This is a genomic window from Sagittula sp. (assembly GCF_052825245.1).
This window is the reverse complement of the sequence record NZ_JBRBWD010000032.1, coordinates 364,235-382,082: the sequence shown is the minus strand read 5'-3', so window position 1 is coordinate 382,082 and position 17,848 is coordinate 364,235. Positions and strand designations below refer to the sequence as shown.

17 protein-coding genes are annotated in these 17,848 nt (G+C 67.3%); 8 read left to right on the top strand and 9 right to left on the bottom strand.

The window, feature by feature from the left end; all coding sequences use genetic code 11:
• The first annotated feature begins 21 nt into the window (after positions 1-21).
• On the top strand, positions 22-750 hold the full coding sequence (locus ACU0DV_RS12840; RefSeq protein ID WP_446241552.1) for a glutathione S-transferase family protein: 729 nt from the start codon (positions 22-24) through the stop codon (positions 748-750).
• On the opposite strand, the gene rnr is transcribed toward ACU0DV_RS12840, so the two are convergent.
• The 4 genes from rnr to dapE form a co-directional block, all read right to left on the bottom strand.
• The gene (gene rnr / locus ACU0DV_RS12835) at positions 731-3,016 is read right to left on the bottom strand and encodes a ribonuclease R (RefSeq protein WP_446241683.1); all 2,286 of its coding nucleotides are present in this window, start codon (positions 3,014-3,016) and stop codon (positions 731-733) included. The genes ACU0DV_RS12840 and rnr overlap by 20 nt on opposite strands.
• Before the next feature lie 107 nt (positions 3,017-3,123).
• Positions 3,124-3,675: a TIGR04282 family arsenosugar biosynthesis glycosyltransferase gene (locus ACU0DV_RS12830; RefSeq protein WP_446241682.1), complete on the bottom strand. Its 552-nt coding sequence runs from the start codon at positions 3,673-3,675 to the stop codon at positions 3,124-3,126.
• A gap of 47 nt (positions 3,676-3,722) precedes the next feature.
• The gene (locus tag ACU0DV_RS12825; RefSeq protein WP_446241551.1) at positions 3,723-4,145 is read right to left on the bottom strand and encodes a GNAT family N-acetyltransferase; all 423 of its coding nucleotides are present in this window, start codon (positions 4,143-4,145) and stop codon (positions 3,723-3,725) included.
• Positions 4,142-5,281 (bottom strand): succinyl-diaminopimelate desuccinylase, encoded by a 1,140-nt coding sequence (dapE, locus tag ACU0DV_RS12820; protein WP_446241550.1) that lies wholly within the window; start codon positions 5,279-5,281, stop codon positions 4,142-4,144. The genes ACU0DV_RS12825 and dapE overlap by 4 nt, the downstream gene beginning before the upstream one ends.
• A gap of 370 nt (positions 5,282-5,651) precedes the next feature.
• Here dapE and ACU0DV_RS12815 point away from each other — a divergent pair, with 370 nt between their 5' ends.
• A complete protein-coding gene (locus ACU0DV_RS12815; protein ID WP_100928463.1) occupies positions 5,652-6,725 on the top strand; it encodes a Hint domain-containing protein in 1,074 nt (357 codons plus the stop codon).
• 16 nt (positions 6,726-6,741) lie between these two features.
• On the opposite strand, the gene ACU0DV_RS12810 is transcribed toward ACU0DV_RS12815, so the two are convergent.
• The 3 genes from ACU0DV_RS12810 to ACU0DV_RS12800 form a co-directional block, all read right to left on the bottom strand.
• A complete protein-coding gene (locus ACU0DV_RS12810) occupies positions 6,742-7,065 on the bottom strand; it encodes a hypothetical protein (protein WP_100930892.1) in 324 nt (107 codons plus the stop codon).
• A gap of 173 nt (positions 7,066-7,238) precedes the next feature.
• Complete coding sequence (gene dapD, locus ACU0DV_RS12805; protein ID WP_100928462.1) at positions 7,239-8,066, bottom strand: 2,3,4,5-tetrahydropyridine-2,6-dicarboxylate N-succinyltransferase; 828 nt, start codon at positions 8,064-8,066, stop codon at positions 7,239-7,241.
• Positions 8,067-8,152: 86 nt separating this feature from the next.
• A complete protein-coding gene (locus ACU0DV_RS12800; RefSeq protein WP_100928461.1) occupies positions 8,153-9,070 on the bottom strand; it encodes a threonine/serine dehydratase in 918 nt (305 codons plus the stop codon).
• A 115-nt stretch (positions 9,071-9,185) separates the two neighbouring features.
• On the opposite strand from ACU0DV_RS12800, the gene ACU0DV_RS12795 reads away from it, so the two are divergent.
• Positions 9,186-10,028 carry an LOG family protein gene (locus ACU0DV_RS12795; RefSeq protein WP_446241548.1) on the top strand — a complete coding sequence of 281 codons (843 nt, stop codon included), beginning with the start codon at positions 9,186-9,188 and terminating at the stop codon, positions 10,026-10,028.
• 61 nt (positions 10,029-10,089) lie between these two features.
• Here ACU0DV_RS12795 and ACU0DV_RS12790 read toward each other — a convergent pair whose 3' ends face one another.
• Positions 10,090-11,952 carry a polysaccharide biosynthesis protein gene (locus tag ACU0DV_RS12790; protein WP_446241547.1) on the bottom strand — a complete coding sequence of 621 codons (1,863 nt, stop codon included), beginning with the start codon at positions 11,950-11,952 and terminating at the stop codon, positions 10,090-10,092.
• A 279-nt stretch (positions 11,953-12,231) separates the two neighbouring features.
• On the opposite strand from ACU0DV_RS12790, the gene ACU0DV_RS12785 reads away from it, so the two are divergent.
• On the top strand, positions 12,232-13,254 hold the full coding sequence (locus ACU0DV_RS12785; RefSeq protein WP_283981498.1) for an aspartate-semialdehyde dehydrogenase: 1,023 nt from the start codon (positions 12,232-12,234) through the stop codon (positions 13,252-13,254).
• A gap of 648 nt (positions 13,255-13,902) precedes the next feature.
• Complete coding sequence (locus ACU0DV_RS12780) at positions 13,903-14,250, top strand: hypothetical protein (protein ID WP_283981496.1); 348 nt, start codon at positions 13,903-13,905, stop codon at positions 14,248-14,250.
• A gap of 34 nt (positions 14,251-14,284) precedes the next feature.
• Here the strand turns inward: ACU0DV_RS12780 and ACU0DV_RS12775 are convergent, their stop codons facing one another.
• Complete coding sequence (locus ACU0DV_RS12775; RefSeq protein WP_100928457.1) at positions 14,285-14,926, bottom strand: carbonic anhydrase; 642 nt, start codon at positions 14,924-14,926, stop codon at positions 14,285-14,287.
• 149 nt (positions 14,927-15,075) lie between these two features.
• On the opposite strand from ACU0DV_RS12775, the gene ACU0DV_RS12770 reads away from it, so the two are divergent.
• The 3 genes from ACU0DV_RS12770 to ACU0DV_RS12760 all read left to right on the top strand — a co-directional run bounded on the left by ACU0DV_RS12770 (position 15,076) and on the right by ACU0DV_RS12760 (position 17,817).
• A complete protein-coding gene (locus ACU0DV_RS12770) occupies positions 15,076-15,456 on the top strand; it encodes a hypothetical protein (protein WP_254698392.1) in 381 nt (126 codons plus the stop codon).
• 91 nt (positions 15,457-15,547) lie between these two features.
• Positions 15,548-16,927, top strand: coding sequence for a leucyl aminopeptidase family protein (locus ACU0DV_RS12765; RefSeq protein ID WP_446241546.1), 1,380 nt, complete (start codon positions 15,548-15,550; stop codon positions 16,925-16,927).
• On the top strand, positions 16,924-17,817 hold the full coding sequence (locus tag ACU0DV_RS12760; RefSeq protein ID WP_446241545.1) for a C40 family peptidase: 894 nt from the start codon (positions 16,924-16,926) through the stop codon (positions 17,815-17,817). Before ACU0DV_RS12765 ends, ACU0DV_RS12760 begins: the two co-directional genes overlap by 4 nt.
• The last annotated feature ends 31 nt before the right edge of the window (positions 17,818-17,848 follow it).

Sequence of the window (17,848 nt, the reverse complement as noted above, 5' to 3'; positions counted from 1 at the left end):
GCAACTGAAACGGGTAAGCCGATGCTGAAACTGATGACCTTCCCCGCCGGCTTCGGCGAACCGAGCCTGAGCCCCTTCTGCCTCAAGGCCATGATCCTGCTCGACCTTTCGGGTCAGCCGTGGGAGCCGGAGTGGCTGACGATGCCTCCTGACACGGGTTACGGAAAATTGCCGATCCTGCGCACGCCGGACGCCCCGGTGCCCGACAGCAACTTGATCCTCGCGTGGCTGGAGGCGCAGGGTGCCGACCTCTTCCCCGGCCTCGACGCGGGGCAGCGCGCGCAGGCGCACGCGATCATCCGAATGGTGGAGGAGCACCTGCGCCTGTTCCTGGTGCACGACAGATGGGTGCGCGACGACGGCTGGGCGGTGCTGGAACCGGCTGTTTTCGGCGGCATGCCCAGACCGCTGCGGCTCGTGGTGCCGGGACTGGTGCGGAAGGGCATCCGCAAGTCGCTGCGCAATCAGGGCATCGGCAGGTTCAGCGACGCCCATGCGGCGCAGGCCACGGCCGCCGACCTCGACGTGCTGCAACAGCGGTTGGGCGACGGGCCGTGGCTGTTCGGCAGACGTCCCACGGCGGCGGATGCCGCGGTCGTACCGGTGCTCTCGGCGCTGGACAAGCTGCCGGGCGACACACCCGCGCGGCAGGGCCTGCGGGCGCGGGACAGCCTGATGGCCTACGTGGCCCGGGGCCGCGCGCAGCTTTACCCGGAACGGTTCAGGACGCCTATTTCCGCTGCCGCGTGACCTTGCGCTTGACCTTCTTGTCGCGGGCCTTGGCCTTGGCGAGCTTGCGGCGCGGCGACGGTCCGGAACGGCCCCGCCGCGCACCGCCACGCCCGAAACGGCCGCCCGCGCTGCTTTCGTAGGCGTCGTCGTCCAGTTCCAGCAACTCGAAGGCGATGCCGCCGGTGACCGGCGCGGCCTCCACCAGCTTGACCTTCGCCCGCATCCCGAGCGCGATCACCCGTCCGGTGTCGGCGCCCATCAACGTCCCGGCCTCGCGGTCGAAGTGGAAGTATTCGTTGCCGAGGGTCGAGATCGGCACCAGCCCGTCGGCGCCGGTCTCGTCCAGCTTCACGAAGATCCCGAACTTGGCGATGCCAGACACGCGCCCGGCGAACTCTGCCCCCAGACGGTCGGACAGGTAGGCGGCGAGGTAGCGGTCGTTGGTGTCCCGCTCCGCCATCATCGACCGCCGTTCCGTGTCCGAGATGTGCTGCGCTGTCTGTTCCAGCCGCTCGACCTCCTGCGCGGTCAGGCCGTCGTCGCCCCATTTGTGCGCGGCGATCAGGGCGCGGTGCACGATCAGGTCGGAATAGCGCCGGATGGGCGAGGTGAAATGCGCGTAGTTCTGCAGCGCGAGCCCGAAGTGACCGAAGTTCTTCGGGCTGTAGTAGGCCTGCGTCATGCTGCGCAGTGTCGCCATGTTGATCAGCTCGGCCTCGTCCTTGCCGGCGGCCTGGTGCAGCAGCTGGTTCAGGTGGCGGGTCTTCAGCACCTGCCCCTTGGCCAGCGTCAGCCCTGCGGATTCGGCGGTGTCGCGCAGCGACTCCAGCTTGTCCTGCGACGGCTCCTCGTGCACCCGGAACAGGAGCGGCATGTCCTTGGCGTTCAGCGTCTCGGCGGCGGCGACGTTGGCCAGGACCATCATCTCCTCAATCAGCTTGTGCGCGTCCAGCCGGTCGGTGAAGGCGACAGAGGTGACCTTGCCTTCTTCGCTCAGCATCACCTTGCGTTCCGGGAGGTCGAGGTCGAGCGGCTGGCGCCGTTCCCGTGCGGATTTCAGCGCGGCATAGGCGGCATAAAGCGGTTTCAGCACGTCATCCAGCAGCGGGCCGGTCTTGTCGTTCGGTTCGCCGTCGATGGCCGCCTGCACCTCCTGGTAGGTCAGCGATGCGGGCGAGCGCATCAGGCCGCGCACGAACTTCTGGCCCAGCTTGTTGCCCTCTGCGTCGATCTTCATGCGCACCGCGATGCACGCACGCGGCACCCCTTCGTGCAGCGAACACAGGTCGCCTGACAGCCGGTCCGGCAGCATCGGCACGACACGGTCCGGGAAATACGAGGAATTGCCGCGCTTCTTCGCCTCCCGGTCCAGTTCGGAGCCGGGGCGCACGTAGTAGGCGACATCGGCGATGGCCACCCAGATCAGGAAGCCACCCTCGTTCTTCGGATCGTCGTCGGCCACGGCATAGACGGCGTCGTCGTGGTCGCGCGCGTCGGACGGGTCGATGGTGATCAGCGGCAGATCGCGCAGATCCTCGCGACCCGACAGGCCGGCGGGCTTCATCGCATCGGCCTCGTCCAGCACCTCCTGCGGGAAGTCGTCGGGGATGCCGTGCTGGTGGATGGCGATCAGGGACACCGCCCTGGGTTCCGACGGATCGCCAAGGCGCAGCGTGATGCGCGCCTTGGGCAGACCCATGCGGCCCTTCGGCCCGGCCTGCTCGGCCTCCACCAGTTCGCCGTCCTTTGCGCCGCCCGTGGCGTCGGGTGCGACCATCCATTCCTTGTCGTTGCCCTTGTCGATAGGCAGGATGCGGCCGCCTTCGGCGGTCTTGCGGAACAGCCCCACGACCTTGCGGGGCGATGCGCCGATGCGCCGGATCAGCCGCGCCTCGTAGTTGTGGTCGGCCTCGTGCACCACCTGCAGGCGGGCGAGGATGCGGTCGCCTTCCCCCAGCGCGGGATCGCCCGGGCGGCTCACCAGCAGCACGGTCGGCTCCACCCCCTCGCCGTGCCACTCCAGCGGCTGCGCAAAGAGGTCGCCGTTGGCGTCGGGCGCCTTGACCTGAAGGACGGTCACGGGCGGCAGGCGGTCCGGGTCGCGGTAGGTCTTCTTCCGCTTCTCCAGATGGCCGTCGGACTCAAGCTCCTTCAGCAGGCGCTTGAGGTCGATGCGCGCGGCACCCTTGATGCCGAAGGCCTTCGCGATGTCGCGCTTGGCGGTGAGGGCCGGGTTCTCGGAAATCCAGTCGAGGATCTCCTGCTTGGTGGGCAAGGTTGTCATGGCACGGAGGTAGCACGCACCCATGACGCCGTCATGCCGGAAACGGCGAAATGCCGGCGCGACCTGCCTGTTTGGGCGAAAAATGCCCTGTGGCACGGGTTTGGGGGCTAGGTGCGGAGGTCCGCGGCGCTGTCCACGTCCTTCAGCAGGTCGCCCCGGGCGATGCGCCAGCCGGGCAGGGTGGCCTTCGCGTCGGAGAGGGCATGTTCGGTAGACCAGCGCACATCGCGGAAAAAACCATACGGCAGGCGGCGCGGATGGCGCACGCCGATCAGCCAGAAACCACCGTCCTCCGCCGGGCCGAACACCGCGTCGTGGCGCCCCAGAAGGGCAAAGCTGCGCGCCAAGGTCACGCGATCCACGGCAGGGATGTCGGCCCCGATCAGGCAGACAGGCCCGTCGCAGGCCCGCAGCGCGCGGGCCATGCGCGCGCCGAGATCGCCCTTGCCCTGCGGCATCCGCGGCAGATGACCCGGCCACACGCGGCTGTGCATCCCTTCGCGGTCAGGGGACACGGACAGCACGATCCGCCACCGGGGATCGTCCACGCGCCAGAGCAAGCGCCGCACCTGATGCCGGAACCACCATGCCGCCGCGACGTGACCGATCTCGCGCCCGAGGCGTGTCTTGACCCGTCCGGGCCGCGGCGCCTTCACCATGATGACAAGGGTGGGGCGCGGGCATCCCGGACGTGTCCGGCGCAATGTCAAAACCGCAGTTCCATGTCCCGGTGGGGCACCGTGCCGTCGAGGTAGGTCTCGCCGTAGGCGCCGAATCCAAGCCGTTCGTAGAAGGGGATCGCATGGTCCTGCGCGCTCAGGTAGACCCGCGTGACACCGGGGACATTGCGGAAATGCGCCACGCCGTGTGTGACCAGCGCCGCGCCCAGACCACGGCCCCGGTGGCTCTCCAGCACGCAGATGCGCCCGATCTTGCCCGTCCCGCCATCCTGTATCAGCCGCGCGGATGCAACCGGCGCGCCGCCGTCCCGCACCACCAGATGCACGGAGACGCGGTCGAGTTCGTCCCATTCCTCCGCTTCGGTAAAGCCCTGCTCCTCGATGAACACCCGCCGCCGGATGGCGTGCGGTTCGGTCAGGTCGGCGGTCTGCTCCACCTTAAGGGTCATGCGAAATAGTCCTGCAGGATGCGCGTGTAGATCGCCTTCAACTGCCCGATCTGCTCGACCGAGACGCGTTCGTCCACGGCATGCATGGTCTGGCCCACCAAACCGAGTTCCACCACCGGGCAGTGGTTCTTGACGAACCGCGCGTCGGAGGTGCCGCCCGTGGTCGAAAGCTCCGGCGTCACGCCCGTCTCTGCCTCGACCGCCCGCGACACGAGGTCGGACAGGTCGCCCGGCGGGGTCAGGAAGCTCTCGCCCGAGATCTTGATCTTCACCTCCGTGTTGGTGCCGAAGGTGGCGTCGACCTCTGCCGCCTGAGCGCGCAACCAGTTCGAGAGGGACGCGCCGCTGTGCATGTCGTTGAACCGGATGTTCACGCAGGCAGAGCACTTCGCCGGGATCACGTTGGTCGCCGGGTTGCCGGTGTCGATGGTCACCACCGCCAGCGTGGAAGGGTCGAAGTGGTCGGTGCCGGTGTCCAGCTCGTGCGAGGCCAGACGGTCCATCAGCCGCGCCATGGCCGGAAGCGGGTTCAGCGCGCGGTGCGGATAGGCGGAATGGCCCTGCGTGCCCTCCACCGTGAACCAGGCCGACATCGACCCGCGCCGCCCGATCTTGATCATCTGGCCCATATGGTCCGGACAGGTGGGTTCGCCGACGAGGCAGACGGTCATCTTCTCGCCCTCGACCTCCATCCAGTCCAGAAGCGCGGTGGTCCCATCGACGGAGTCGCCTTCCTCGTCGCCGGTGATCGCCAGCACCACGGCGCCGTCCGGCGGTGTCGCGGCGACGAAATCCATGGCCGCCGCAGCGAAGGCCGCGACGCCCGACTTCATATCCGTCGTGCCGCGTCCGTACATCATGCCGCCCTCGATCTCGGCCCCGAAGGGATCGTGCTGCCAGTCCTCGCGCCGCCCGATCGGGACGACGTCGGTGTGGCCGTTGAAGCCGAAGGTCTTCGCCGCCCCCTTCGCGCCCCACCGCGCATAGAGGTTGGAGATCCCGCCACGGTCCACCCGCGTGCACTCGAACCCCGCGCCGGACAACATTTCCTCGAGCAGGACCAGCGCGCCGCCCTCCTCGGGCGTGACCGAGGGGCAGCGGACAAGGCGGGCGGTCAGGTCGACGGGATCGGTCATGGCGGGGGTCCTCGTTTCGGTATCGGCACTTGGCTACCGCGCCCTTTCAGGCTTGGCAAATGTGGCGTGTTTGCATCAGCCGCCACCTTCCCCGTCCGAACTGACCGCAAGAATAGGTTCGCGCCGTTGCGGTTGCCGTGTTAAGTTTCCGCAAAAGAAACAAAAATAGCTTTGGCAGGCGCGCAGTATCCCGTTTCCTCCGGACCCCGGTCCGGTCGTTTCCGCGATATGTCTGTCTGGCAGAGATCGAGGCAGGCATGGTCGCTCTTTCCGGGGTGCCGATCACCGTTGTTCTTTCCGCCCGTCAGGTCGCGCGGGCGCCGCAGGCCTGCGCCGGCATTCCGCGTACCGCTGCGCAGGGAGTGGCCGCATGAGCTGGATCGCCGTGTCCGGCCAGGGGCGCGCATGGGTCTGCCCTGAACGTTTCGGTCAGACCGCCGCAAGCCGCAACATCCTGATGCCGCGCGGGTCGATCCTGATCGAAACGCGCATCTCGCCGGAAGATCGCCCGCAGACCCTCCTGTCCTATGAACGCGCGCACCCGTGGCGCGGTGCCTTCTCGGTGCGCGCCGTGCCGGGCGGCGGGATCGTCCTTGTCATGAGTCAGGGCGAGGAGGTCTTTCACACCGTCCTCCAGCACAGTTCCGACGCCCGTCACGACGTGCTGCGCGTGACCTTCAGCTGGGACAGCGAGGCGCGGACGGGTCGTATCAGCCTCGAACGCCCCGAGACCGACATCGTGGTCCAGCGGGCCACGCCGGCCCCGCCGCCGATGCTGCTGGAAGACATCTACACGCTGGTCCGCCGACCGCAGCTGGTCGAGATGGACGAGGATGTCCTGTTCTTCGCCGTCTCTGACGCGATCGAGCCGGTCGGCCCCATGCCGTCGCTGGTCGGACAGACGCCGGTTCTGACGCCCACCGGATACCGGCCGGTCAGCGCGCTGGAGTGCGGTGACACGGTCGTGACCCGCGACAACGGAATCGTGCCGGTATTGGCCCGCCTGTCACGCCGGGTGCCCGCGCTCGGGATGTTCCAGCCGGTCCGGCTGCGCGCGCCCTACTTCGGCCTGCAGCGGGACGTGGTGGTGGCCCCCTATCAGCGGCTGGTGATCGGCGGGTCGGAAGTGGAGTACATCTTCGGCCGCGAGGCGGTGCTGATCCCGGCGCTGGCGCTGGTGAACGGATTTGCCGCCGTGACTGAACCTGCGGTGCAGATGGTCTGTTACCACCAGCTCCTGCTGCCGGGACATGAGCCGGTGATCTCCGCCGGGGCCGAGATAGAGACGTTGTATGTCGGACGGCTGAGGCGCCGCAGGGATCACCTTGCCCGCTCGCTCCTGGCAGATGTGCCCGCGAACCTTTTGCCGGAACATGCACGCGCCGGTCTGAAGGTGCTGCGCCCGTTCGAGGCGATCACCCTCGCCGAGGCGCGGGCGGCCTGATCCCTCGGGGCGCGCGTCAGTCGAAGAACGGAGAGACCTGCGCCACGATGACGGCGTTTTCCTCAAGCGCGCGCTGCATCAGTTCGGCCTCGTCTTCCTCGATCTCGTGGCCCTGTGCCTCGCGCTCTTCGCGGGTGCCGTAGCCCGTCACGTCGAGCGGCGCCATGTCCGCCTGCTTGAGGATGGCCACCGTTTCGCGCACGGCCTCGGCCTCGTCCACGCCGGAGGCGTAGCACATCAATGCGGCGCCGGTGGCCTTGTCGGGCAGACCGTCGCCGGACTTGCGGCCGACCTCGACCAGAAGCGTGAAGACCTGTTGGGTGCGTGGTGACTTGTTCATGCTGCGCGGATGAGACGCCGCGGCGAAATTGTCAAGCACCGCGCCGCGTCGCGGGTCCCTTCAGCAGCCCTTTCGGCAGCGCCAGCCTTGCGCGGAATTCACCTGCAGCCACGAAAAAGGCGCGGTGCCATGAGGACACCGCGCCGGATCTCAGGCCCGAAAGGGCGCTGGCGTCAGTCGCGCAGCAGCTCGTTGATGCCGGTCTTGGAGCGGGTCTGCGCATCCACCCGCTTCACGATCACCGCGCAATACAGGTTGATCCCGTTCTTCGACGGCATCGAACCGGCCACGACGACGGAGTAGGGCGGCACCTCGCCGTACATCACTTCGCCGGTCTCGCGGTCGACGATCTTGGTCGACTTGCCGATGAAGACACCCATTCCCAGGACCGAGCCCTCGCGCACGATGCAGCCCTCCACGACCTCGGAGCGCGCGCCGATGAAGCAGTTGTCCTCGATGATGGTCGGCCCGGCCTGCATCGGTTCCAGCACGCCGCCGATGCCCACGCCACCCGACAGGTGCACACCCTTGCCGATCTGTGCGCAGGATCCCACGGTCGCCCATGTGTCGACCATCGTGCCCTCGTCGACGTAGGCGCCGAGGTTCACGAAGGACGGCATCAGCACCACGCCCGGCGCGATGTAGGCCGACTTGCGGACGACGCAGTTCGGCACGGCGCGGAAGCCCGCGGCCTTCCACTGGTTGTCGCCCCAGCCCTTGAACTTGCTGTCGACCTTGTCCCACCAGCCGCCGCCCTGCGGACCGTTGTCGTGGCTTTCCATGTCCTTGATGCGGAAACCCAGCAGCACGGCCTTCTTGGCCCACTGGTTCACATGCCACGACCCGTCCGCCTGTTTCTCCGCCACCCGCAGCCTGCCGCTGTCGAGGGCGTTCAGCGTGTCCTCGATGGCTTCGCGGGTCTCGCCGCCGGTCATGGGCGTGATATCGGCCCGGTTCTCCCAGGCGGCTTCGATGGCGGTTTCGAGCTGTGCGTTCGACATGTGTGATCTCCTCGCGGGTTTGCGCCCCTATAGCTGCGATGTGACGGGGCGGCAATCCACACAGACAAACGGCCCTGTCCGGCGCGTCACCCCAGCGGATCGGGCGAGATGTTCCCGCCGCACAGCAGGACGGCCACGCGTTCGTTCTCGGCAGGGGTGAAGGCACCGGACCTGAGCGCCGCCAAAGCACAGGCGCCGGCGGGTTCGACCAGCAGCCGATGCGCCCGCCAGAGCGCGGTCTGCGCTTCGGTGATCGCCTCGTCGCTGACGGTCACGGTCAGGATGCCCTGCGCCTCCGCCAAGTCGTAGCAGATCTCGCCGATCCGCCGCGCGCCGAGGGCGTTCGCCGCCACGCCGGAGACCGGCACATCGGTCGGGCCACCTTCCCTGAGCGCGGCGCCGAGGGCGTTGCAGTTCGCAGGCTCCACCGCGATGATCCGCTTGGCGCCCTGCAGCCAGGCCATCGCCCCGGCGATCAGCCCGCCGCCGCCGACCGCGATCAGCACCGTGTCGGCGTTCAGGCCCTGCGCCTCCCACTCGCGCATCAGGGTGCCCTGTCCGGCCACCGTCAGCGGCGCGTCATAGGCGTGCACGGACATCGCGCCGGTCTGGTCGCCATAGGCCTGCGCCCGCGCCAGCGCATCGGCATATTCGCCCGGGACCACCGTCAGGTCCGCGCCGGTGCGTTCGATCAGGGCAATCTTGGAGGGGCCCGCCATCTCGGGCACGAAGATGCGCGCGGCATGGCCGAGGCGCTGCGCCGCGTAGGCCACCGCTGCCCCGTGGTTGCCCCCGGACGCCGCGACCACGCCCGCCTCGGGCACCTCGACGGCAGAGAGGGTGTTGAACGCGCCACGCGCCTTGAAGCTGCCGGTATGCTGCATCTGCTCCAGCTTGAGCGCGATGGACCGGGACCACAGCGCGTCCGTATCGATCACGGGGGTCCTGACGACGTGGCCCGCGATGCGGCTTGCGGCGGCTTCGATTTCCCTGCGCCACTCCATGGCTCACCTCGTCTGGTTCTTTCCGGGCGGACGCTATAGGTCTGGACAGAAAGGCACAACACGGACCGACGCCACCCTGCCGCAACGGGTGCCGGGGCCAAGGAGAGCATAGCGCATGACCGACGACCGCCGCAGTTCGCTCCGCGATGCGGGCACCGACCTGGACACCGCCCGCCACGTCCCGCAGACGCCGCAATCGACCTCGCCCAGCTACCGTCTGGCTTTCGCGGACGAGGACTTCCTCGCCAAGGACGAACTGCGCCCGGTCCGGCTTCAGTTGGAACTGCTGAAGTACGAGATGCTGATGGACGAGCATCAGATCGACTCCACCGTGGTGCTGTTCGGCGGCGCGCGCATTCCCGCCCCGTCCGAGAAGGACACCGCCCGCACGCAGACGCTGGCGGAACTGTCGCATTTCTACGATGAGGCGCGCAGCTTTGCCCGACTGATGACGAAAAAGGCGCTGGCGACCGGCAACCGCGACTGGGTCGTGGCCACGGGCGGCGGCCCGGGCGTGATGGAGGCGGGCAACCGGGGCGCGGCGGACGAAGGCGGCGTTTCCATCGGGCTGAACATCGTGCTGCCGTTCGAACAGGCGCCGAACAGCTACGTGACGCCGGACCTGGCTTTCAACTTCCACTACTTCGCGATCCGCAAGATGCACTTCCTGATGCGCGCGCGGGCGGTCTGCGTGTTCCCGGGCGGGTTCGGGACGCTGGACGAGTTGTTCGAGGCGCTGACTTTGATCCAGACCGGGCGCATGACCCCGGTGCCCTTCCTGCTGTTCGGGCGGGCTTTCTGGGAAAAGATCATCAACTGGGAGGCGCTGGCCGAGGCCGGGACCATTTCTGCCCAGGATCTCGACCTGTTCCGCTTCGTCGAGACGGCGGAAGAGGCGGTCGGGATCATTGACGCCTGGACGCCCAAGACCCGTCGCGGCGAGATTCCGGGCCGCTGAAAGACGGTTCGGGCAGGGCACTTCTCCCGGATAGGGCAGTGTCGCGGACGGGACAGGCCGCCTAGACGCTCTGCTTTGCGACGCGGCCTGTATCCGAGCTCTCGACCCATTTCGCGATGACGGCGCGGGCGGCATCCTCGTCGAGCGCGTCGATCGCCTGCCGCAGGTCGCGCAGGGCGTTGGCCACCTCGAACTCCGACAGGCACATCTCCTGCGCGCGCAGGATCTTGGGGTGCGGCGTGGTCAGCATGTCGGAGGAGATCAGCAGCTCCTCGTGCAGCTTCTCGCCGCGGCGCAGGCCCGTCACCCGGATCTCGATGTCGCCGTCGGGGGTGTCGTCCGTCCGGATGGTGTAACCCGCCCCCTCGATCATCTGCTCGGCGATCTTCCGGATCGGCACCGGCGCGCCCATGTCCAGCACGAAGACGTCGCCGCCCCGTGCGAAGGAGCCGGTCAGGAGGACCAGTCGCGCCGCCTCCGATATGGTCATGAAATAGCGGGTGACGTTGGGGTCGGTCAGCGTGACGGGGCCGCCGCGGCCGATCTGCTCTTCAAACAGGGGGATGACCGAGCCGCTGGAGCCGAGCACGTTCCCGAAGCGCACCATGGCAAAGCGGGTGCCGGACCTGCGCGAGGCGAGATCCTGTACCACCAGTTCCGCCAGCCGCTTCGACGCGCCCATGACGTTCGTGGGGCGCACGGCCTTGTCGCTGGAGACGAGGATGAAGCGATCCACCCCCGCCTGCCGCGCTGCCTCGGCCAGAGCCTTGGTGCCGAGGACGTTGTTTTCCAGCCCGGCGATGACGTTGTCCTCGACCAGGGGGAGGTGCTTGTAGGCGGCAGCGTGCAAGACCACGTCGACTCGGTGGGTCAGCATGGCGCGCAGCATGGCGCGCTCGTTCAGGACGGATTGGAGCAGCGGCACGACCGTCACCTCGGGCGCCAGGTCGCTGAGTTCCTTGTGGATGGTGTAGAGCGCCAGTTCCGAGTGATCGACCAGCACGACACATTCGGGGCCGCAGGCCGCAAGCTGGCGGCACAGCTCGGCGCCGATGGAGCCGCCTGCGCCACTGATCAGGATGCGGCGGCCCGCGTAGGCGTCGATGACACCCGGCAGCTCCTTTTCGAGCCGGTTGCGGCCCAGGAGTTTCTGGATGCACACCGGCTCCGCCTCCGCCCGCAGGGCGCCTTCGCCAACCAGCGCCGCAAAGGACGGCAGGGCATGCGCCTCGCAGCCGATGTTGCGCAATTGTAGGCGGATGCGGGCCATGGCGGGCTGGCTCATGGAGGGCATGGCGAGCACGACGCGGCTGATCCGTTGCTCTGCCACGAGCTTCGGGATGCTGGACGCCGCATGGACGCGTAGCCCGGCGATCACCTGGCTCTGGAGGGTCGGGTTGTCGTCGATGAAGGCCACGGGTCGGATGGCGTCATGGTGCCGGAGCGCGGCCACCAGCTGCTGCCCCGTCGCCCCGGCGCCGTAGATCAGGACCCGGACGGAATCCGCACCATGCAGGTAGACCTGACGGATCGCGTATCGCAGGGCGATGCGCCAGCCGACGGACAGCACCAGGACAAGCAGCGTGAAGTGGACATGTGCCCCGACGGGAAGGGCGGGCAGCGCGCTCGGCGCAATTGCATAGCCGAGCAGACCCAGGACGGCGGCATATGCGGCGGTCCGCCCCGGGCCGCGCATCTCGAACGCATCCAGTTTCATGCGCGTCAGGCCCAGCACCCATCCGAGGATCGCCCCGCTTGTCACGAGGACCAGCGCCACCGGGGCCGCCTCCGCCATCCCGATCCGTCCATGCGCGGTGAGCAGGACAGACATCCCGAACGCAAACAGAATGACCAGTGCGTCGAGCGAGATGAACGCCGCCCGTTTCTGGGGGCGGGTCATGCCGGTGACGATCCTGAAGAACATGTCCAGACCTCTCTCCCAGTTCGCGTGGCCCGTCCGCACTTCGCGTACGCATCGGGAACATCAGGACGATAAGCATGTCTCGGGTTAAGGCGGGTTTAACCCGCTCGCCTTTCGATTGTCGCGGGCATCACATTCGACGCGGATATCGCCGAATGTCGCCCGGTTCGGGGGGAGCGTTAATATACGGCCTTTCGCCCATGTGCTGCCTGCGGTATGCACCGCGCCAGCAGTCGTGCGGGGCAGGGGTCCCGTGCGACCCTGACCTTTAAGGAGGGCCAAATGGGTTACCGCATCGTCGTCGCGGGCGCCACGGGCAACGTGGGCCGCGAAATGCTGAACATCCTCGCCGAACGGGAATTCCCCGTCGACGAGATCGCCGTGCTGGCTTCGCGCCGGTCACTCGGGACCGAAGTCAGCTTTGGCGACAAGACACTCAAGACCCAGGACCTCGCGACGTTCGACTTCACCGGTTGGGACATCGCCCTGTTCGCCGTGGGCTCCGGCCCGACCAAGGAATTCGCGCCGAAGGCCGCCGCGGCGGGCTGCGTGGTGATCGATAACTCCTCGCTCTACCGCTACGATCCGGACGTGCCGCTGATCGTGCCGGAAGTGAACGCCGACGCCGTGATGGGCTATTCCAAGAAGAACATCATCGCGAACCCGAACTGCTCGACCGCGCAGATGGTCGTGGCGCTGAAACCGCTGCACGACCGCGCGAAGATCAAGCGCGTCGTGGTGTCGACCTACCAGTCGGTGTCCGGCTCGGGCAAGGAAGGCATGGACGAACTCTGGGATCAGACCAAGGCGGTCTACAACCCGGTGTCCGAGGTGCCGCCGAAGAAGTACCCGAAAGAGATCGCCTTCAACGTGATCCCGCACATCGACGTCTTCATGGAAGACGGCTCCACCAAGGAAGAGTGGAAGATGGTCGTGGAGACGAAGAAGATCATCGATCCGAGCATCAAGCTGACCGCGACCTGCGTGCGCGTGCCGGTGTTCGTCGGGCATTCGGAAGCGATCAACATCGAGTTCGAGGAATTCCTCGACGAGGATGAGGCGCGCGACATCCTGCGCGAGGCGCCCGGGATCATGGTGATCGACAAGCGCGAGGACGGCGGCTACGTCACGCCGAAGGAATGCGTGGGTGACTTCGCCACGTTCATCTCCCGCATCCGGCAGGACTCGACCATCGACAATGGTCTGAACCTGTGGTGCGTCTCGGACAACCTGCGGAAGGGCGCGGCGCTGAACGCCGTGCAGATCGCCGAGGTTCTTGGCCAGCGGTGCCTGAAGAAGGGCTGACCGCCTTTCCGAATCGAGTGAATCACTGCGGCGCGCGACCTGCCCTTGGTCGCGCGCCGTTTCCGTATCCTGGGAGCGCAAGTGAAGGCCAAGGGTTAGCCGCCCGCAAAGCGCTGCAACCGTCAGGTGCCCACGCCAAGCAACTCCTGTCCAATTGTATCGAAGTGCTAACCGGACGCCCCGCCAGCTAGCCCAACCGGTGATAGGCGGAGTTCGTCGACAATGGTATACATTGTCTGCACGCGATGAGATGCCTTGCCAGAACGGCAACCGACCGAAGTACGCTGCCCGCCTCTCTCCTCTCTCTCCGGAGGCAGCCCACGGTCCCTTTCTCGCGACATCGCCGATGCGGGCAAGCGCCCCGCGTGACAAAGGGGCGCCCTGCGCCCGCCCTGTTCGCGCTGCGGCTTGCCAACCGTCTCTCTCATCTCTCTCTGACGGCGGGCCGCAGCGACTGCCTGCTAAACCGGACATGCCGAGCGGCCGACAGCGATCATCAGGGTATTGTTGCCCGTGGTGCCGCAGTTCTGTGGCCAATTAAGCGACAGTTTCCAAATTGATGCCAATGCGCCACAAGAGGCAGCCGGTTCGCCACAATTTCGACGCATTTGGGTTCCAGCGTTTCCGGACAGGCAAGGAGCACTTTCAATGCAACACCAACCGGACGCGCAGGCCGGGTGGCAGGATGCCCAGAAATTGCCGGGACTTCCCGCTCCTCTCGACTGCGAAACGCGCGCGATGCTGCGCCTTTTTCTATCCCCCATCCTCGAACAGTCGGACAGTTGGGCCGAGATCGCCGAAAGACTGGCTGTCAAGGGCTACAGCCTCACGTTCCGCGAGGGGCATCTCGTCGTGCTGAACGACCACGGCGAAGGGCTGTGCACGGGCACCGACCTTGGCATTCCGATGGCGCGCATCGCGGCCCGGATCGGGCGGCCCTGCGTGAAGGCGCACCGCGGCGGTCATTCGGGGGAATTGCGCCGCGCGATGAACTGAGGGCGCGCTGCCGTTCGCAGGCGCCCCCCGAAGTTCAGACCACGGTGAACTGGCCGCTCTTGCGGTCGATGTGCATCAGTCCGCCCTCGCCGATGTCGGTCCAGAGACCGTGCAGCGACAGCGTGCCCTTTTCGACCGCCTCCTTCACGAAGGGGAAGGTCATCAGGTTTCTCAGCGACACCCGAACCGCCTCGTGCTCGAGCGCGCGGGGCATGTCGGGATCGTCCTTCACCGCCTCGAAACCCGGCTTGAGGATGTCCATCCAGCGCCCGACGAAGGACGAGGTCTCCTCCAGTTCCGGCGCGCGGCCCTGGCACATGTCGAGGCAGCCCTGAACGCCGCCGCAGTTCGAATGGCCCAGCACGATCACATGCGCGACCTTGAGCGCCGTGACCGCGTATTCCACCGCGGCCGAGGTGCCGTGGTGGTTGCCGTCAGGCTCGTATGTCGGGACGAGGTTGGCGATGTTGCGGTGGATGAAGAATTCGCCCTGGTCGGCGCCGAAGATCGACGTCACGTGCACCCGCGAATCGCAGCAGGAGATCACCATCGCGCGGGGGCGCTGGCCCTCGTCCGCGAGACGTCTGTACCAGGCGTGGTTCTCCGCATAGGTCGTCGCTTTCCAACCGTGGTACCGCGTCACAAGGTACGCGGGCAGCGGGCGCGTGAATTCCATGTCCCTCTCCGTCGCATCGTCCGTTTCCCCAATGGACTAGGCAGAATTCGAGGGAAATGCGAGGGAAAACAGCCTTGGGGAATAACCTTTTGGGAAGGGTCGCGGGGCATTTTGGCCTTGGCTGTGGGGGCCTAGGAATGGGGTGAGACGTGAAACAGGTGACATACCTGTCGCCGGTGGAATACCCGGACATGGACCCGGCGCAGATCAGGACCCTCTGTACGGATCTTGGGCTGCATCAGGCCGAGGACGTGATTTGCCGCGCGATGGAGGAACTGGCGCAAAGGCTGTGCCAGGTCCAGGACATGGCCGTTTCGGGGCCCCGCCAGGACATGCACAAGACATTGCGCTCGCTGTCGGCGATTGCCCAGCAGATCGGGATGACTTCGCTCAGCCGTGTGGCGCACGACGTGATGACCTGCATCGAGTTCGGCGACATCGTGGCTGAGGCCGCAACCCTCGCCCGGCTGGCAAGGACCGGCGAACGGTCACTGACGCAGCTTTGGGACATCAACGAGTTCTCGATCTGAGCCTGCCTCCGCCCACGCCCTGAATCCCGCTTGCAGCCCACGCCCCCGTCACTAGTCTTGGCTCCCGACGACCCCCTCGACAGGAGCCCCCATGTCCCCCCGTTTCGCCACCAGTTCCGACGCCATTCCGCTGCACATCGTCGAGCCGGACGCGCTCGACGGCTGGACCGGGTCGCAGCCGGACCGGGTTGCGGCCTGGGTCGGCGCCAGCGGCTTCACCGGGGCCTTGAGCAGTGCCCTGATGGTTCCGGGCGAAGACGGCGCACCCGCCATGGCGCTGGCCGGGTACGGCACGGCGGCGCAGCGGGCACGACACCGCTTCCCGCTGGCGGGGGTGATCCCGCAGCTGGCACCCGGCGCCTACCGGATCGCGAGCGGCATGCTCGACAGCCCGGAGACGGAGGCGTTGGGCTGGCTGCTGTCCGCCTACCGCTTTGACCGCTACAAGACCGCCACGCCCGCCGACCGGCACCTTGTTGCGCCGGAAGGTGTCGACGCGGCCCGCATCGAGACGCTGGCCGAGGCAGAGTACCTGACACGCGACCTCGTGAACACGCCCGCCTCCGACATGGGGCCGGAGGCGCTGGAGCAGGCCGCCCGCGACCTTGCCGGCCGCTTCGGCGCATCCATAGAGGTCACGACCGGCGACGCGCTGCTGGAGCAGAACTTCCCCATGATCAACGCGGTGGGCCGGGCCAGCGTGCAGGCCCCGCGACTGATCGATATCCGCTGGGGCGATGCGGGACCGAAACTGACGCTGGTCGGCAAGGGGGTCTGCTTCGACACCGGTGGCCTGAACCTGAAGCCCGGCGCCTCCATGGGCCTGATGAAGAAGGACATGGGCGGTGCGGCCAACACCATCGGTCTGGCGCAGATGATAATGGCTCTAGGATTGAAGGTGCAGCTGCGCCTGCTGATCCCGGCGGTCGAGAACTCCGTCTCCGCCCCCAGTTTCCGGCCCGGCGATGTGCTGACCTCGCGCCTGGGCAAGACGGTCGAGATCAACAACACCGACGCCGAGGGGCGGCTGGTGCTGGCGGATGCGCTGGCGCTGGGGGCAGAGGAACGCCCGGACCTGATGCTCTCCATGGCAACGCTGACCGGCGCCGCGCGGGTGGCCGTCGGCCCTGACCTCGCGCCGTTCTACTGCGACGACGAACCTTTCGTGCAGGCGTTGACCGAAGCGGCGGGCGGCGCGGCGGACCCCGTCTGGCGGATGCCGTTCCACACGCCCTACGAGACGATGATCGAGCCAGACATCGCCGATCTGGACAACGCGCCGTCAGGCGGGTTCGCGGGATCCATCACCGCGGCGCTATTCCTGCGCCGGTTCACCGAAGGCGCGCAGCGTTACGCCCATTTCGACATCTACAGCTGGCAGCCCTCTGCCGCGCCGGGGCGTGCCAAGGGCGGCTTGGGACAGGGGCCGCGCGCAATCCTTGCCGCGCTGCCGAAGGTCCTGGGGCTGTGAGCGCCCCCACCGACCGCCGCCTGCTCCGGTCCAACGGCCGGGTGGCGCATGTCTCGCTCGAAGGTCAGGTCAAGGCGACTGCCTTCACGGAGGGCGAGCTTCACTCCATCAACAGGCCGGGTCCCGCCGACCTGCTGAACGCGCCCGGCGGCAAGCGGGAGCGCCAGCTTCTGACCGGGGAGCTTTTCCGCGTATTGGACGTCGAACGCATAGCCCACGGTGAAACCTACAGCGAATACGCCTTCGGTTTTGCCGAGGCGGATGGCTACGTCGGCTACATCTCCCGCTCCTACCTCCGGGCTGTCCAGTCGCCGGCCACGCATCGCGTCTCTGCCGCACGCGCCATCGGGATCGAAAGCCGCGACGTCAAGCAGCCGGGCACGCCGATTATGCTGTCGATGGGCTCCCTCGTCCGGGCAACGGAACGTGAGGACAACTGGTTCAACACGCAGATCTATACGCCCCATGTCGGCGTGAATCGCTGGGTGAGGGGCACGCAGATGGTGCCTGTCGGCCAGTACGAGACCGACCCGGTCGCGGTGTCCGAGCGGCTGATCGGGACGCCCTACCTCTGGGGTGGCAATTCCGCCTTCGGGATCGACTGTTCCGGGCTGGTGCAGATGGGCTGCCGGATGTGCAACATCCCGTGTCCCGGCGACAGCGACATGCAGGCCCGCGAGTTGGGAGAGACCTTGCCGCCCGGCACGCCGCCGCAGCGGGGCGATCTGATGTTCTGGAAGGGCCACGTGGCCTGGGTGGCCGATCCCGAAACGCTGCTGCACGCCAACGCCCACCACATGGCCACCGCCCATGAGCCCATAGCCAAGGCCGTCGCCCGGATCGAGGCACAGGGCGACGGTCCCGTCACCCGTCACGCCCGGCTGGTCTGAGGCCGCGTCGTCACAAGATGCAGCGGGCGCG